General features: G+C 45.1%; 13 protein-coding genes and 1 riboswitch. Of the genes, 4 read left to right on the forward strand and 9 right to left on the reverse strand.

Annotation, left to right across the window (positions count from 1 at the left end):
• Positions 1 to 4: 4 nt before the first annotated feature.
• Together sdhA and NST58_RS27335 are read right to left on the reverse strand one after the other, a co-directional pair.
• Entirely contained in the window at positions 5 to 1,747 is a 1,743-nt protein-coding gene (gene sdhA / locus NST58_RS27330) for a succinate dehydrogenase flavoprotein subunit (protein ID WP_076127961.1), read from the reverse strand.
• A gap of 45 nt (positions 1,748 to 1,792) precedes the next feature.
• The gene (locus NST58_RS27335; protein ID WP_036679804.1) at positions 1,793 to 2,458 is read right to left on the reverse strand and encodes a succinate dehydrogenase cytochrome b558 subunit; all 666 of its coding nucleotides are present in this window, start codon (positions 2,456 to 2,458) and stop codon (positions 1,793 to 1,795) included.
• Between the two features lie 402 nt (positions 2,459 to 2,860).
• Here NST58_RS27335 and NST58_RS27340 point away from each other — a divergent pair, with 402 nt between their 5' ends.
• Positions 2,861 to 3,763 carry a LysR family transcriptional regulator gene (locus tag NST58_RS27340; protein WP_036679806.1) on the forward strand — a complete coding sequence of 301 codons (903 nt, stop codon included), beginning with the start codon at positions 2,861 to 2,863 and terminating at the stop codon, positions 3,761 to 3,763.
• A gap of 540 nt (positions 3,764 to 4,303) precedes the next feature.
• Here NST58_RS27340 and NST58_RS27345 read toward each other — a convergent pair.
• Both NST58_RS27345 and NST58_RS27350 read right to left on the reverse strand, forming a co-directional pair.
• Positions 4,304 to 4,975, reverse strand: a complete 672-nt coding sequence (locus NST58_RS27345) for a TrkA family potassium uptake protein (protein ID WP_036679808.1) — start codon at positions 4,973 to 4,975, stop codon at positions 4,304 to 4,306.
• Between the two features lie 13 nt (positions 4,976 to 4,988).
• Positions 4,989 to 6,347, reverse strand: a complete 1,359-nt coding sequence (locus NST58_RS27350) for a TrkH family potassium uptake protein (RefSeq protein WP_249267754.1) — start codon at positions 6,345 to 6,347, stop codon at positions 4,989 to 4,991.
• A gap of 64 nt (positions 6,348 to 6,411) precedes the next feature.
• A riboswitch (cyclic di-AMP (ydaO/yuaA leader) is annotated at positions 6,412 to 6,587 on the reverse strand.
• A 320-nt stretch (positions 6,588 to 6,907) separates the two neighbouring features.
• On the opposite strand from NST58_RS27350, the gene NST58_RS27355 reads away from it, so the two are divergent.
• Positions 6,908 to 8,584 (forward strand): CPBP family intramembrane glutamic endopeptidase, encoded by a 1,677-nt coding sequence (locus tag NST58_RS27355; RefSeq protein ID WP_339244841.1) that lies wholly within the window; start codon positions 6,908 to 6,910, stop codon positions 8,582 to 8,584.
• Positions 8,585 to 8,672: 88 nt separating this feature from the next.
• Here the strand turns inward: NST58_RS27355 and uvrC are convergent, their stop codons facing one another.
• Both uvrC and trxA read right to left on the reverse strand, forming a co-directional pair.
• Positions 8,673 to 10,625, reverse strand: coding sequence for an excinuclease ABC subunit UvrC (gene uvrC / locus NST58_RS27360; RefSeq protein WP_305953705.1), 1,953 nt, complete (start codon positions 10,623 to 10,625; stop codon positions 8,673 to 8,675).
• Between the two features lie 121 nt (positions 10,626 to 10,746).
• Positions 10,747 to 11,064, reverse strand: coding sequence for a thioredoxin (gene trxA, locus NST58_RS27365; protein WP_036679814.1), 318 nt, complete (start codon positions 11,062 to 11,064; stop codon positions 10,747 to 10,749).
• A gap of 353 nt (positions 11,065 to 11,417) precedes the next feature.
• Here trxA and NST58_RS27370 point away from each other — a divergent pair, with 353 nt between their 5' ends.
• Positions 11,418 to 11,576, forward strand: a complete 159-nt coding sequence (locus NST58_RS27370) for a YqzM family protein (protein ID WP_094902239.1) — start codon at positions 11,418 to 11,420, stop codon at positions 11,574 to 11,576.
• Positions 11,577 to 12,000: 424 nt separating this feature from the next.
• Here the strand turns inward: NST58_RS27370 and dnaI are convergent, their stop codons facing one another.
• From dnaI to NST58_RS27385, 3 genes are all read right to left on the reverse strand, one after another.
• Positions 12,001 to 12,957 (reverse strand): primosomal protein DnaI, encoded by a 957-nt coding sequence (dnaI, locus tag NST58_RS27375; protein WP_076134190.1) that lies wholly within the window; start codon positions 12,955 to 12,957, stop codon positions 12,001 to 12,003.
• A gap of 18 nt (positions 12,958 to 12,975) precedes the next feature.
• On the reverse strand, positions 12,976 to 14,514 hold the full coding sequence (locus NST58_RS27380; protein WP_339244846.1) for a helicase DnaB: 1,539 nt from the start codon (positions 14,512 to 14,514) through the stop codon (positions 12,976 to 12,978).
• A gap of 240 nt (positions 14,515 to 14,754) precedes the next feature.
• On the reverse strand, positions 14,755 to 15,051 hold the full coding sequence (locus NST58_RS27385) for a YuiB family protein (RefSeq protein ID WP_036685224.1): 297 nt from the start codon (positions 15,049 to 15,051) through the stop codon (positions 14,755 to 14,757).
• A 373-nt stretch (positions 15,052 to 15,424) separates the two neighbouring features.
• Here NST58_RS27385 and hemQ point away from each other — a divergent pair, with 373 nt between their 5' ends.
• Positions 15,425 to 16,183 carry a hydrogen peroxide-dependent heme synthase gene (gene hemQ, locus NST58_RS27390; protein ID WP_036685226.1) on the forward strand — a complete coding sequence of 253 codons (759 nt, stop codon included), beginning with the start codon at positions 15,425 to 15,427 and terminating at the stop codon, positions 16,181 to 16,183.
• The last annotated feature ends 18 nt before the right edge of the window (positions 16,184 to 16,201 follow it).

Genomic DNA, 16,201 nt, shown 5'->3' on the forward strand with positions numbered 1-16,201 from the left:
AGCATTAATCCTTCGAATAATCGCGTACCCGTGGAGGAATCAGCGAGACATCCACTTCGTCGTAGGAGATTTGTGGACCCTCTGCAGTCCAGGCTGCTTTTGTGGTCTTCAAGAACTCCTCATCATTACGATTCGGGAATTCCGGTTTGTAATGTGCACCACGGCTCTCATTGCGCATAAGCGCTCCAAGTGTCATCGCTTCGGACAGCTCCAGCATATTCCAGAGCTGGCGAGTGAAGGCCACACCTTGGTTATTCCAGCGCGATGCATCATTCATATTGATCTTGCGATAACGCTCCTTAAGCTCTTTGATTTTGCCAATGGTCGCTTCCAGCTTCGGATTGTGCCGCACCACGGTCATATTGGCAGTCATCCATTCGCCCAGTTCCTTGTGGATCACATAAGCATTCTCTGTCCCCGACATTGCCAATAGAGACTCATATTTGTCCGTTTGCTTTTTGTGGAAGCTATCGAATACGGAAGAAGAGATATCCTGCGATGATTTCTTCAGGCCTTTAATGTATTCAACAGCCTTTGGTCCTGCGACCATACCGCCGTAAATAGCAGATACCAGAGAGTTGGCGCCTAGACGGTTCGCTCCGTGATATTGATATTCACATTCTCCGGCTGCAAAAAGACCCGGAACGTTCGTCATTTGATTGTAATCAACCCACATGCCGCCCATAGAATAGTGCACAGCCGGGAAGATCTTCATTGGTATTTTACGGGGATCATCCCCCATGAATTTTTCGTAAATTTCAATAATCCCGCCAAGCTTCACGTCCAGCTCTTTCGGATCCTTGTGAGAGAGGTCCAAATACACCATGTTCTCGCCATTAATGCCCAGCCCTTGATCCACACACACATTAAAAATTTCACGTGTAGCAATATCGCGCGGCACCAAGTTACCGTAGGACGGATATTTTTCTTCGAGGAAATACCACGGTTTCCCGTCTTTATAAGTCCAGATACGGCCGCCCTCGCCACGTGCCGATTCCGACATCAGGCGGAGCTTGTCATCTCCCGGAATAGCCGTTGGGTGAATCTGGATAAATTCTCCGTTGGCATAATGTACGCCCTGTTGGTATACCGCACTTGCGGCTGTCCCTGTATTAATTACGGAGTTCGTTGTTTTGCCAAAAATAATACCCGGCCCGCCGCTTGCCAAAATAACAGCATCCGCAGGAAAAGTCTCAATCTCCATCGTCTTAAGATTCTGGGCACTGATGCCTCGGCATACACCTTCGTCGTCGATGATAGCTGAAAGGAACTCCCAGTTCTCGCGTTTAGTTACGAGACCTTCAGCTTCCCAGCGGCGCACCTGCTCATCCAACGCGTACAGCAGCTGTTGGCCTGTAGTCGCGCCGGCAAAAGCTGTACGGTGCCGCTTCGTTCCGCCGAAACGCCGGAAGTCGAGCAGGCCTTCCGGCGTACGGTTGAACATAACGCCCATCCGGTCCATAAGGTGAATGATACCTGGCGCAGCTTCACACATCGCCTTAACTGGCGGCTGATTCGCCAAAAAGTCACCGCCATAGACGGTGTCATCAAAATGCTCCCAAGGGGAGTCGCCCTCACCTTTGGTATTTACAGCGCCATTGATGCCGCCTTGCGCACATACGGAGTGTGATCTTTTTACAGGAACTAATGAGAATAAATGGACATGCGCACCAGCTTCCGCTGCCTTGATGGTAGCCATCAGGCCGGCCAGGCCGCCGCCCACGATAATGATATCGGATGTTGCCATGATAGTTCACTCCTTTTATCGAAAATATCAGAAAGGATTCTTAAATTAAATGAAGGTCTTTATGGACTGGGCAATGGTTGCTGCAGTTTGAAATTCACTGTCACGGAAAGTAACCAGCGAAATCAGGAACATGAAAGTTACTAATACAAATATGCCAAGACAGAGGTAAGAAGATACCCGCTGTGCACGTGGACCTACGGTAATTCCCCAGCTGATCAAGAAAGACCAGAGACCGTTCGAGAAGTGGAAGCATGCAGCAACGATACCGATAATATACAGTGTCAGCAGAAGTGGCTGAGTCACGATATCATGCATCAGACCGCCTAATTCTTCATGCTCCACATTACCCACCGCCACCTGAACCCGTGTTTGGAACAAGTGCCAGACGATAAAGATGAAGGTAACAATACCTGTAATCCGTTGCAGGGTATAACGCCAGTTTCTTTCAATGTTGAAACGGTTCAAGTTCGGCTTGGATTGATACGCAATATAAAGTCCGTATACCCCATGGTACAGCAGAGGAAGCCATATACCGAACAATTCCAGGAAGAAGACGAGCGGCAGGCTGTTCAGCCATAACACGCTGTCAGTGAAACCGGAAGCGCCACCCTCTACAGCCGCAAAATTCGTCATCATGTGCTCAATGAAGAAGGCTCCAAGTGGGATAACGCCTAGCAAGGAATGAATCTTTCTGGAATAAAATCCTTTCATACAAAGTAACCCCTTTCCGATTAAAACAGCGTTTTCATTAATGGGTATTCACCGCCGGAACTACATTTGACACAGGATAACGTTGACAATCCAATGACATAATTCCTTAATTTACCGTTATCCTAGAGTTTACCGGACTTAGTTTTATTTTTCACAAAATGTGAATATCTTGTGTCACTTTTCATGTTACTCTTTTTTCGCTTATAAGGGAATTGCAATCTAATTATTAAACGTTATACAATAAACGCATAAGAATAGATTTTATATGATAATAATTCTCATTTAGCAAAACAACATTTTCCGACATAACCTGATTTTCCTTATGTAATAAGAACAGTTACTCTTACGGCTATGAATTTCATCACTACTGATCGTACATCGCATTAGGAGAGGAACTCAATTATGTTTGACGATTTAGATGTTTTTGCAGCAGTTGTGGAACATTCCAGCTTAAACCGGGCCTCACGCCAGCTCAATCTATCCCAGCCCGCCTTGTCTCGCAAAATTTCTAAACTCGAGGAACGTCTGGGGGTTGCACTGTTTAATCGTTATGGCAAACGACTGGAGTTAACCGAGGTTGGGCGTCTCACTTATTCCTATGCGCTTGAACAACGGCAGCAGCGTTCCAAGTTTCTGGAGGCTCTTTCCAAATTCAAAGAGGGGGAGCCAAGGCTTGTCACCTTGGGGGCTAGTCTTACCTCCCTGCAGACCACGCTTCCGCCGCTGGTAAACGCTTATATGGACAAATATCCGACCGCAGAGCTGAAGCTGATCACAGGCCGAACGCATGAGATCGTATCCTCAGTTAGTGAGGGAAAATCAGATGTAGGTCTGATCGCTTCCTCTATTCAAGAACCTGGGTTGCGCTGCATTTCTCTATTTGAGGATCAACTGCGACTAGTCGTCTCAGAGCAGCATCCTTTAAATTTATCTTCCAAGCTAACCATGGATAATCTATCCCGGCTGCCTATGATTCTCTTCTCAAAGGGGACCTGGTACCGGCGTCTGACGGACGATCTATTCCAGCGCTGCGGGATTGATCCCGATGTGCGCATGGAGATTGACTCCTTCGAAGCCATCGTACGGCTGCTTCCGACTGTCAAAGCGGCTGCGTTGCTGCCAAAGTCTTATCTGCGTCCAGAGCTGCTGAACGGCGGCGGGCTGGTGTCCTTACATATCAAGGAGCTGGAACAGACTCAACGGACCACCTGCCTGATCTACCGTGACGATGGAAGCATGAGCACGGCGGCTCGCAGTCTGGTGCAAGTTACCGAAGAGATGTTTCTGACAGAACGTGAGCAGTAAAGCCGGACCAAATGAATCAAGGGGCGCACCTAGTGATCTCCAAATGAGGCAATAAGTGAAGTACTTATAGCGTAATTAGAGAATTTCTCCCTGAAGTTCAGAGATTTCTGTTCAGCAGACTTATAATTAGGGAAAACTTCCCTAATTTTCGGCCCATTCAGTAACTAACTAATAAAGGAATTCCTCTGTTTATTAGAGGGGAATTCCCTAATGTCGTTCATTTAGAGCGAATAGCGGCTATTTTTAGGGAGGTCTTCCCTAATTAGTTCACACCCACTCTGTACATCGTACAAACAAAGAACGCATATCGCTTTTCGTCACACATATTTCACCGTCACAGATACCTCAAATCATCTAATTTCAAGCCGTACGATAACCACACCTAGCAAGTCGCGCACCGACCAAACCAACATTATAGAACACTACGCATGGTCTATAGTCATATGGCATATTAAAATCCAATACGTTTCCTACTCTTTACTCCATAAAAAAGAAGCTGCCCCTAAGTAGAATTCACTACTTTTGAGTCAGCTTCTTTTTCTATGATTCTTGGTTCACAACTTCACTCTCAAAACGGTCAATACTTTCATTAGGACCAATGAGTACCATAACATCGCCTTCACTCAAATAATCATGGGCAGTTGGAGCGACGATTATTCCGCTTTCCCTATTTAGGGCAACAATACTGCAGCCATATTTAGCTCTTGTATTTAAATCAGACAAGCTTCTGCCGTTCATGCAGGAAGGTACGGTCAGCTCGACAATTTTATAATCCTTGGACAGTTCAATATAATCCAGCAAATTGGGCGTCACCAGCTGATGTGCCACACGAATCCCCATATCCCGCTCCGGAAAAATAACCCGATCAACCCCCAGCCGCGACAGTGCGCGGCCATGAAGGATAGAGATTGCCTTAGCCACCACTTGCTTGACTCCAATCTCCTTCAACAAAATGGCCGCCAGAATGCTTCTCTCCATATTGTCACCAATCGCAACAATCCCACAATCAAAGTTCCGTACACCAAGCGAGCGCATAATTCCCTCATCTGTAGCATCTGCTACTACCGTATGCGTCAGCTGATCGCTCATTTCCTCCACGCGTTCTTCATGGTGGTCAATGCCGAGCACCTCGTAGCCCATTTCCATCAGCTCAAGCGCCAGGCTTGAACCGAAGCGACCTAAGCCGATTACTACAAATTGCTGTGCTTTCATTTCTAATTAACTCCTATCCAATAATTATTTTACCTTCCGGATACTTATACAGTGGTTTACCCTGTTTGGGACCGAGTGCATACGCTAAGGTTAGTGGACCTAGCCGACCTGCAAACATCGTCAGACAGAGTAGAATCTTACCGATCGCTGACAGTTCCGGAGTTAGCCCCATAGTCAGTCCTACCGTAGCAAAGGCGGAGGTCGTCTCAAACAAGATTGCCAAGAAATTACTGTCTTCAGTTGTGGAGAGTATCATCGACACAGAGGCAATTAACAACAAAGCCAGCAGCGTGATCGTTAATGCCTTGTAGATGCGCTCTTGAGCCAGCCGATAACGGAACAACACAACATCTTCCCGTCCACGCAGCATAGCAATTACAGCACCAATCATCATCGTAAAGGTTGTTGTCTTAATCCCCCCGCCCGTTGAGCCCGGAGAAGCACCAATAAACATAAGAATCACTATGAAAAATTGTGTAGCCTGCCGAAGTCCAGCAATATCTACTGTGTTCGCGCCAGCCGTACGGGGAGACACGGATTGAAAGAAGGCCGATAATATTTTACCGCCGAAATTCAGTGAACCCAGGGTACGAGTGTTAGTAAACTCAAATATAAAAATAACCAAAGCTCCGATCAGAATCAGCCCTGTGCTGGTGGACAGGACAACTTTACTATGTAGAGACAGCCTGCGGGTTACCCGAAACTCCACCAGATCTGACATTACAATAAAACCAATCCCGCCGGAGACAATCAGAAACATCACAATAATATTCACAAGCGGATCATATACATAATCAGTTAAACTGCGAAAATCCCCAAAAATATCGAACCCCGCATTATTAAACATAGACACCGCATGAAATATGCCATAATAAATCGCTTTTCCCAACGGCATATCAAAAGCCCAGCGAATAGACAGCAGCACAGCGGCACAGCCTTCTATGACAAGAGAATATATGAGGACTCTCCGGATCAGTCGCACAATTCCTTCCATAGAGCCTTGATTCATGGCTTCCTGTAGGATTAGCCTGTCCCGCAAAGATATTTTACGCTTTAACACCAGTGAAAATAGAGTGGCCATGGTCATAAAACCTAAGCCGCCGATCTGGATCAGAATCATAATTACGGTTTTCCCAAAAATGGTGAACGAAGTTCCGGTATCCAGCACAACAAGCCCTGTAACACAGGTTGCCGACGTTGAAGTAAATAATGCATCAATAAATTCCACGGAATTCCCGCTTGTGCTTGAGATGGGCAGCATAAGCAGCAAGGCCCCTATCAGAATGATCGATGCAAAACCAAGCACCAGTATCTGCGGCGGCGAGAGCTTCAGAAACTTAAATTCAGAAATCCTGCGAAACTGTGAAGCCACTTTGCTCACCTTCTTATCAAAAATTCCAACAAAAAAAGCACTGGAAAACCAATGCTGACTTGGTTCCTGCAGTAAATTAGCCTACGAGGTTAGCTGTCGGATTCGGACTGTGCAGGCTGCCCTATTCGTTCCCAGAACGAAATTCACCCCTGATGAAAGTGCCATTTATCGTGTACACTCCACTTTTCATCACTTCTTATGGTTCCCCCGTTTTCACCAGAAATTCGGCTACTATACAATTGCATACAAATTATATACGTTATTTAGTGAATTCACAAAGACACAATTAATGCTCATTCACATGAAAAAATGCGGTTTAAAGAGACTGCATCAAAAGGAGTGCCTTTTCTCATCACTTTTCCGTGTTTTCCCTGCAATTACACCGATTCTCATCATTCGTGCAGAAATGAACACGATAAAATTCATGGTATAAATTCACATGACTATTCTATACTATCTCTATTACCCATAAAAAGAACATATAATGTTTTTTGTAACCAACCAGGCACTAATACTATAATGGAACATAACATTGTCAGTACATAACAAGGAGGCGTTACATGAATCCCGTCGGCCAGCCCTTACAGCAACGTGCCCTCTCCAAGAGGCTCATCATCTCGGGCATTATCGGTCTTATTCTATTTATTATGTTTCAGATTTCCCCTTCACTGCTTAGTAGCCCTACAGGTGAAGATACCACCGTCATTAGCAAGGCAGAAGCCCGTGACCAAGCCATATTATTCGCAGAACAAAAGCTCAACTACACCGAAGCACCAAACGATCAATGGAATGTACTTTACCAGACGGACTCTTCCTTTTATGGTTATATGTCTCGCGAGAAGCTTGTGGAGGACTACACCAAGAAAAAATTGGATCAAAAATATCCTTTTGATGTCTTTCGGGCAACGCTTACTCCTTCAGCGGAGCAAGAGCCGCAAATCATCGTTGACCTCAATATGTATACCGGTAAGATTGTCGCTTTCTCAAAGGCTGCAAAAGTTGTCTCCGATGAGGGGCCAGGCATTGCTTCCGTTGGTGCAAAAGAGGACAAGGGAGCTGACCTCACTCTAGCGCAGAAGGAGAATCTTGCTCGTCCTTGGCTTCAGGAATGGGAAGTAAATCCTGCCAAGCTACAAATTGAATCGAATACAGGAAGCCATGGGCTAGTATATACGGATAGTACTGTTCAGGTCGGCGAATCCTTATTGCACTATTATTTTGATTTCAGTGGAGAGCAGGTATCCACCTTTAATGCCGGATTCACTGCACCAGCTTGGCATACCTCCTACGTACAAGGACAGACCTCTTTAGCGGAAAAGCTAACATTATTCGGTTACGGTATACCCACACTGATTTTAGGAATTCTGGCACTCGTCTACAGTATTCTTAGAAGAGAGCATACTTCCTTTAAACGTGGAGTATTCCTAAGCTCAGCCTATTTTGTAATCATGATGATCAGCACCTATAATATGCTGCCTGAATCTACGGGTGAAGGGCTAGAAGCACAGATTACCTCTGTCATTATGTTTATCATTTATGCTTTGTACAGCCTGCTGATGTCCTCCTTGCTCTACTTCTCTTTAGTGGGCGGCAATGGCTTATGGCGAAAAGAGGAAGGCATGAACCCTTGGCCCCGCGCCAAAGAGCCCGGCTATGGACAATATGTGTTGGACAGTATCCGGGCTGGTTACATCTGGGCTTTCGTTCTGCTAGGGGTGCAGACGGTTATGTTCATCATATTATCGTTTACCTTGCACAATTGGTCTACTACAGACGCCACCCAATCTCCTTATAACATGAGATATGCTTGGCTTCTGCCTATCGTCGCATGGCTCGCTGGTTTATCTGAGGAAGCCATTTATCGCTTTTTCGGAATTCCTATGCTGAAAAAGGTGTTCCGGAACACTTTTATCGCTTGCTTGATCACCACGCTGGTTTGGGCGTTTGGCCATACGTTATATCCGATCTATCCCATCAGCTCCCGTCCCATTGAGCTGACTGTAATCGGGCTGCTGTTCAGCTATATTTTCCTTCGTTACGGGTTTATTGCTGTCATGTTCAGCCATGTCGTGTTTGACAGCATCCTGATGGGCGCTACGCTGATCTTTATGAAGGAGAGCGTAAATGTAGGCGCGGGTATCTTCGCGATTATTATGCCGTTCATAGTCGCTTACATCGTCTATCGATTTAATCCACCACAGAAGCCTAAGCCGGTGGAGCCTTCTTCTTTGATTTAAACTAATGTGAAGACGTAATAAAATTAAAAAAGGGCATCAAAGCAGCTTTAGTCGCTGCTTTGATACCCTTTTTCTTTTGTCACCATTGCTATGAGGTTGGCTCTTCATCCTTGAGCGCATCAAGAATTTGTTTTGCCAGCTTTTCTCCAATAGAAAGTGTACGGAAATCATCCACGGAGGCTTCTTTAATTTTCTTAAGCGACCCGAAATGCTTTAGCAGCGCTTTACGGCGCTTCTCACCTATACCAGGTATAGAGTCCAGCTTGGAGGTAACCATGGACTTCCCGCGCTGTTCACGGTGGAAGGTAATCGCGAACCTATGGACCTCATCCTGAATCCGCTGCAAAAGGTAAAATTCCTGACTGTCCCGGGCTAGCGCGACAGGCTCTGGCGGATCTCCAACTAAAAGCTGAGCCGTCTTATGCTTATCATCCTTAACAAGGCCGCAGACCGGAATGAATAATCCCAGCTCATTCTCCAGAATATCAATCGCAGAGGAGATTTGCCCTTTCCCTCCATCGACCACGATAAGATCCGGTATCGGAAGATTCTCCTTCAATACCCGTTCATATCGCCGCCGAATGACCTCGCGCATCGTTCCATAATCATCCGCACCCACTACCGTACGAACCTTATATTTACGGTACTCTTTTCGTGCAGGCTTACCATCAATGAAGACAACCATCGCTGAGACCGGATTAGTCCCCTGAATGTTCGAGTTATCGAACGCCTCAATACGGCTCAAGCGTTCAAGCCCCAAGCTCTCGCCTAAGCTGATCGCTGCTCCAGAGGTACGCTCTTCATCCCGTTCAATCAGCCGGAATTTCTCGTCGATAGCCACTCTTGCATTTTGGCAAGCCATGCCAACCATCTGCTTCTTAAGACCGCGTTGTGGCACAAGCACCTTAATGCCCAGCCACTCCTGCAGAATGGAGGCGCCGCCAGCGGCATCCACGATCCCAGCTGCCGCAGCTTCCTCCGCCGCCGTCGCACGTGCCTCAGCCTCTTCAGCCGATTCAGGAGTATCTTCACCCTGTTGTAAATCCGCTTCTGCTGGAGCAGCTATGGCGATCTCGGGTTTAGTCTCTTTATTAGCCAGAGATTCCTCATCGAGCACATCCGGCAGCAGGATCTCCTGCGGCAAAGCGGGATTATCACTATAATACTGCGTCACATAAGACATAAAGTCACTGTAGGCTTCACCATAGAACGGGAACACGGAGGAATGGCGCTGAATCATCTTCCCTTGTCTCATGTACAGAATCTGTACACACATCCATCCCTTGTCTACAGCATAACCAAATACGTCCCGGTCCTTAGTATCTGTAGTGTTGATCTTCTGCTTCTCCATCAATACATCGATATGGATAATCTGATCCCGCAGTTCCTTCGCCCGCTCAAAATATAATTCCTCAGCAGCTTCCTGCATTTTTTGCTGTAAATCCTTTTTAACCGCCTCATGACCTCCGCCTAGAAAAGCAGCGATGTCCTGCGTAATCTGCTCATACTCGGATTTCTGAACCTCCTTCTCACACGGTGCCAAACACTGGCCCATGTGATAGTAAAGACAGACCTCCTTTGGCATCACGCCGCATTTACGAAGCGGGTACATACGATCTAGGAGCTTTTTTGTCTGCTGAGCAGCATAAGCATTAGGATAAGGGCCAAAATATTTTGCTTTATCTTTAATCACCCGGCGTGTAACCTCAAGGCGCGGGTGAGTTTCATTCGTTATTTTTATATAAGGAAACGTCTTGTCGTCTTTTAGAAGCACATTATAACGCGGCATATGTTTCTTAATCAGATTACACTCTAGAATGAGCGCTTCCATGTTACTGGACGTAACGATATATTCAAAATCAGCAATATTAGCGACAAGCCGCTGCGTTTTACCATTATGACTGCCTGTAAAATAAGACCGCACCCGATTCTTGAGTACCTTCGCTTTGCCCACATAAATAATAGTGCCTTCCTGATTCTTCATCAGATAGCAGCCAGGCAGATCGGGTAGTAGTGCCAGTTTATTGCGGATATTGTCCAAAATGATCCCCTCCAGCTAAATTGGACCCATGATTAGTTGGCATTCAGCACACAAAACGCCTCCGGAATGAACCGAAGGCGCTGAGTGGCAGGGCCGAGGCCCGAACAGTAGCATCTATCAATTATTGATGTTTTGCTACGATATTTTTCAGGGATTCTTTGGAGTTCAGTCCCACAACTTTATCTACCGGTTGACCATCTTTGAAGAAGATCAGAGTTGGGATACTCATAACACCAAAACGGGAAGCCGTTTCCGGATTCTCATCCACATTCAATTTTGCAATTTTCACGTCGTCTCCGAGCTCTGTGGACAATTCATCCAAGATTGGAGCGAGCATTTTACAAGGACCACACCAAGGAGCCCAGAAGTCTACTACTACAGTACCTTGACCTTCCACTTCGTTACTGAAGGATTGGTCAGACACGTTCACGATAGCCATGATATTGTTCCTCCTTTAAGTTTTGCGAAGCATTACGCACATCTTAAGCCAAAGCTTAGTTCATGGAAGCTGCTCCGAAATATGAGTTAATAAATTGTTTCATGTAATATGATAACCAAATTACCACTTACCGACACATTACAAGTATAACATATCTTTATGGGATATGTGAAATATCACTCGCAATTATATTGCCTTCAATGTATTTTTTTTGCGTACTCTTTTCTTTACAACCTCCCCAGCATTTCGGTATACTTAAAGAAAGCGCATTAATTGTCAATGACTTATTTCATAAACTAATGTCAATTTGCATCTAATAATATGGGGCTTGTCCCTGTAAGGAGGCAGAAACTATGGATGTTAACGCGCAAGTACGGGACCCACGAGAACATATCAACGAAGAACCCCGCAATGATCTTGGGGATTTGATGACCGGATTTTTCGGAATGACCACGTTTATGACGGTTGTCTTTTTCGGAATGGTCATCCTTAAGTTCATTCTCTCGGAATAAAGGAATCTTCGCACAATAAAAAGAAGCTGTCTCAAAAGTAGTGAATGCTACTTATGGGGCGGCTTCTTTTTTTAGAATAATGAGGGAAAACCTCCCTGATTATAACCGATATTTGCTATAAATGAACGAAATCAGGGAATTCCTCCCTAATAATCGGGAGAATATCTGTTTTCGCTGACGAATCAGTTCATTTTTAGGGAGATATTCCCTAATTATCGATCAGATTCAGTATGCCCGCCAGATGCTGCAACCCGAAAGTGTGTTTGAACAAGTGAAAAACAATCAGGACTTAAGGCGATCCTGCTTCGTAGCAGGGAAAAAGCGGCGTTTGAGTTCGAATAACCAAAAAAAACGAAGAGCAGCGATCCTCTAATAAAAGAGGAATCACTGCTCTTTTGAATTTTACATTATGAATATTCCAGGCTTATCTATTGGCCCCTCTTTGATTCTCCCCATGCAGTGGAAGAACATCCACAAAAGGAGCAATGCGATCCATTAGTCGTTGGCCTTTATAGACCTCTTCACCATCTTTGCTCGTAAAGCTAAGATGTTTCTCCAAGCCATCCAACGGATAATTCGAGGTGTAGAAGGTTGGTTTGCGGTTCATCCGATAATTCAAGATCGCCCCAAGTACATGATCACGAGCCCAAGGATTCAAATTTTCCGCACCAATGTCATCAAAAATAAGTAAATCGCAGTTTTTCATCGTATCAACAGTTTCCTTCATCTTCTGGCCATCCATCATGATCGATTTCAAGTCCTCTATAAAGTCTGGCATGTATACGATCACTCCGGTATATCCAGCAACAGCAAGCTCATGCAGTAAATAACACATCAAAAAAGTTTTGCCTGTTCCGAAAGAGCCATGTAAATAAATGCCGCGTGAAGTCAGGCCTTCCTCTTTAACATTCGTGATATAATCAAATATTTTATTCACAGCCGAGACCCGGCGCGGGTCTTTGCCCATAATATCTATCTCATCATAACCGCCGTTAAGTACACGCTCGTCCACATAAAAACTACGAATACGTTTGCGGATGTTATCCTGATTATCTTGTGCCACTTTAAGTCGGCATGCCGTCTTGCGTTCATATAGATCCACTGAACCATTCACAGTTTCTACCGTTAGTTTACTATAATGGCCAGGAAAATCATTTGGACACTTCTCTAGTCCTGGGCAGTTCGCACAGTTTCGGCTTTCCTCTACATATTGATACAGGCGACTCATATGAAGCCGCAGTCGTGATTCGTCCAGTTCAGGATGTTCGGACTGTAATGCCTTCACAAGTGGATGATTGAATAACCCCTGTTCAAGATCGCGTTGACGCTGCCGTAGAGTTGGATTGTTGATCGAACGAAGTACATCGCCCATTGACTCCATTGTTCCACCTCTCTTTCATTAAGGCGTTTGCGATACGCCTTTTTTCTTACTGGCTTTAATTTCTGCTGCTTTCTTCATCATCGCCGCGAATTCCTCTTCCGATACTGTTCCGGCACTTCCATCATCCAGCACAATCGGAATTTCCGGTTTATTGGATCGGCCTGAATTTTTGGCATAAGAACGTGATCGTGTTCCTCCAGCCGTATTAGCCGTTGTCCCCTTGCCCTTCACTTTGGACTGATCTCTAATATATCTTACAGCCTTCTCGTAGGTGTTCACTTGTTTAACCAGCATATTGGAGGCGATAGCCTCTACAAAATTGCGGTTCATCCGCTGTTCTCCACCCGAGGCTACCATAGTCATTAAATAATGAATGAGTACATTAATTACTTCACCGCTCAGCTTATAGTTCAGATCTATTTTCTCGAACATATCCATCAGATGGCTGGGCACTGCACCCGGGAAAAAGGTTTGTAGCAGTCTCGTATAAGGTTCGTTCCGCAGCATCATATTATATTGGTGAATGTCACATTTGGACAAAAATTGTGGCGGTACTTCTACATAATACTCCATCTCAACAGATTGCTCTGGTGGTGCTATAGAATCATCATTCTCTTCGGTCGCACTGGACCGGATAGAAACAACTTTCGCAGCTGCAATTTCACGTTTTTCCTGTCGTTTCATATCTTGCCTGAAATGTTGGCTCGCTTTATATTGCAACGCATCCAGCATGACCTCGCCCTCCGGTGAGAACACTCCATCCTCATCCAGCAAACGACATAAATCCTGCGGACTCAGTTCGTATTTATGAGCAACATAGTTAATTACACCCATTTGAGTATGGTCAAAGCGCAGTTTTTCTACATGAGCCCGATTCACAGACTCCCGTGGAAAACGCAAAATAATGTCACTGTATCCGATTGCCTGCTCTCCGGATTCAAGCGTGCCGGGCTGTCGAACAGAGGCTACCTCTGCCAAAGCTTGCTCCAGCTCATAATCAATGACATGTGTATTAAGTTGAAAAATATCATAAAAAGGCACGGAAATATTCTCTTTGCCTATAGATCTGCGACTCCACTCTTCCGGTTCGCGATTCCAGAACTGTTCCCGTAAGGACAGCACAGCAAATTTGCCAATCTTATCACGTAACAGCAAGGTTAAATGCTGAGTGGCAAAAAAGTCGGCTGGCGATAGCGGCGGCATTAGCTCATATTCATATAAATAATCATCTGTTTCCGGCACATAGATTCGACAGGTCTGCAACAGACCCACTGCTTCTAACCGGGAGGCCTGATCAATTAAATATTTGCGGCCTTTCTCATTGGGTTCAACACCCAAAGTCATAAATAGCCTGCGCTGTTGCTCCACTCCAGAATAGCCAATGCTATCTGCTGGCACATGTTCAACCAGCAAGCGATAGAAACTGATTGCAAAGGCTCCTACCATAGGTTGATATACAGAGCTAAGCATACGTCCATCTATAACACTAAGACCAAATTCGCGGGAAACGCAGTACCGATGATGTTCGGTGAAATGATGTAAGTTACTCATCCGCATCTACGGATACCCCCTTGTTTACACGAATTCATACAGGATTCTATTCTATCACAAATTAACATAGCGAAAATGTAAATAAAATCCCAATTTCGACTCTTTTCGCAATATAATCAACTTCTTCTTACGAATATCTACCTCTATTAAACAAGAAGAAACGGCTTCGCCGTCCTCTAAAGAGGAAGGTATCCCGTTTCTCGCAGAAATATAAGACTGATTCATAACATAGGCTCTTTCAAATCTTTAAAACATCTTGTAACCGCCAAAGCGCAGCTTTTGAATGGTCCATCCACTAAGTATAGCACCTGCAAGACCAGCGACACCTGTAAGATAATCAACAAAGTGGAAACTGGAGAGATGCTCCCAGAGCGACATCGCGTTTCTATCCCAAATAGAATAGATTACGACGGGTAGAATAATAAGTACGAATAGATAAGCGGGAAACCAGGTTGTCTTCATTAACATGTTAAGAATAAAGCCGATACCAAACATCATCACAAAGAATAAAACGGCTAGGATAAACACTGGAATAAATCCCATCTTACCGTCTCCACCCCTTTCTATAAAGAAGCGCACATCTTTTACAAGCTAGTAGTAAGTTTACTAGAAAAAATGTCACGAAGCAATGAACTTTATTCAAATTCACGCACTAATTCGCACACTTAGAGGATGCCTCCGTTTGCTCTTGGCGGCTTGATTGCGATACAATGCAAGTAGATTAATCAGATCATACATAGCCTATGAAGCAGATGCTTCGTAAGACTAAGTTTATGCTTCAATTGCGAGTTTTACGCGATGTTATTTCAGCGAGGCTTATGCTTCGTAAAACTAAGCGTATGCTTTCGAAGCAAGTTTTACGCGATGTTATTTTGGGCGAGGCTTATGCTTCGTAAAACTTTTAAGGAGTGAGATCATGATCGAAGCCGCTTTGACACTGGAAGGCTGGTATGCACTGCATGACTTCCGCTCTCTGAACTGGACCGCTTGGACGGCAGCAGATGATGAAGAACGTGCCGTTGCCCTGGAAGAACTACATGCTTTTATGCAGGAATGGAGCCCTGTTGAGGAAGCTAAAGAAGGCAGCACCGCAGTATACTCCATAGTGGGCCAAAAGGCTGATTTTGTAATGATGTTTTTGCGCGAAAGCCTAGAAGCTTTGAACCAGCTTGAGACTGCCTTTAACAAAATCGCTTTTGCTCAATATACAACCAAAGCTTATTCATATGTAAGTATTGTTGAATTAAGCAACTACGCTGCTGGTGGCAGTGGCAGCGACGGCAGCGACCCTATGCAGAATCCGCATGTTGCCGCACGTTTAAAGCCTATTTTACCGCAAGCGAAACACATTTGTTTCTATCCTATGAACAAAAAACGCGAGCTTGCCGATAACTGGTACATGCTTGATATGGACAAACGCCGGGAGCTCATGGCTTCACACGGGTTAATTGGACGTTCATATGCAGGTAAAGTGAAGCAAATTATTACCGGCTCCGTCGGTTTTGATGACTGGGAATGGGGCGTGACTCTGTTCGCTGAAGATGCACTGCAATTCAAAAAGCTGGTATACGAAATGCGTTTTGACGAAGTAAGTGCCCGCTACGGCGAATTCGGACCTTTTTATGTCGGCAATCTGCTGACAGAAGAATCTTTTGAAGAAATGCTCAAGCTGTAACAACAAAAAAAGGGTGTG

The organism is Paenibacillus sp. FSL R10-2796, assembly GCF_037965315.1.
Taxonomy (GTDB): Bacteria; Bacillota; Bacilli; order Paenibacillales; family Paenibacillaceae; genus Paenibacillus_AQ; species Paenibacillus_AQ odorifer.

Bases quoted from the DNA above. Each gene is read 5' to 3' on its own strand.
- sdhA (WP_076127961.1), bottom strand. From the start codon at position 1,747: ATGGCAACATCCGATATCATTATCGTGGGCGGCGGCCTGGCCGGCCTG.
- NST58_RS27335 (WP_036679804.1), bottom strand. From the start codon at position 2,458: ATGAAAGGATTTTATTCCAGAAAGATTCATTCCTTGCTAGGCGTTATC.
- NST58_RS27340 (WP_036679806.1), top strand. From the start codon at position 2,861: ATGTTTGACGATTTAGATGTTTTTGCAGCAGTTGTGGAACATTCCAGC.
- NST58_RS27345 (WP_036679808.1), bottom strand. From the start codon at position 4,975: ATGAAAGCACAGCAATTTGTAGTAATCGGCTTAGGTCGCTTCGGTTCA.
- NST58_RS27355 (WP_339244841.1), top strand. From the start codon at position 6,908: ATGAATCCCGTCGGCCAGCCCTTACAGCAACGTGCCCTCTCCAAGAGG.
- trxA (WP_036679814.1), bottom strand. From the start codon at position 11,064: ATGGCTATCGTGAACGTGTCTGACCAATCCTTCAGTAACGAAGTGGAA.
- NST58_RS27370 (WP_094902239.1), top strand. From the start codon at position 11,418: ATGGATGTTAACGCGCAAGTACGGGACCCACGAGAACATATCAACGAA.
- dnaI (WP_076134190.1), bottom strand. From the start codon at position 12,957: ATGGAGTCAATGGGCGATGTACTTCGTTCGATCAACAATCCAACTCTA.
- NST58_RS27380 (WP_339244846.1), bottom strand. From the start codon at position 14,514: ATGCGGATGAGTAACTTACATCATTTCACCGAACATCATCGGTACTGC.
- NST58_RS27385 (WP_036685224.1), bottom strand. From the start codon at position 15,051: ATGGGATTTATTCCAGTGTTTATCCTAGCCGTTTTATTCTTTGTGATG.
- hemQ (WP_036685226.1), top strand. From the start codon at position 15,425: ATGATCGAAGCCGCTTTGACACTGGAAGGCTGGTATGCACTGCATGAC.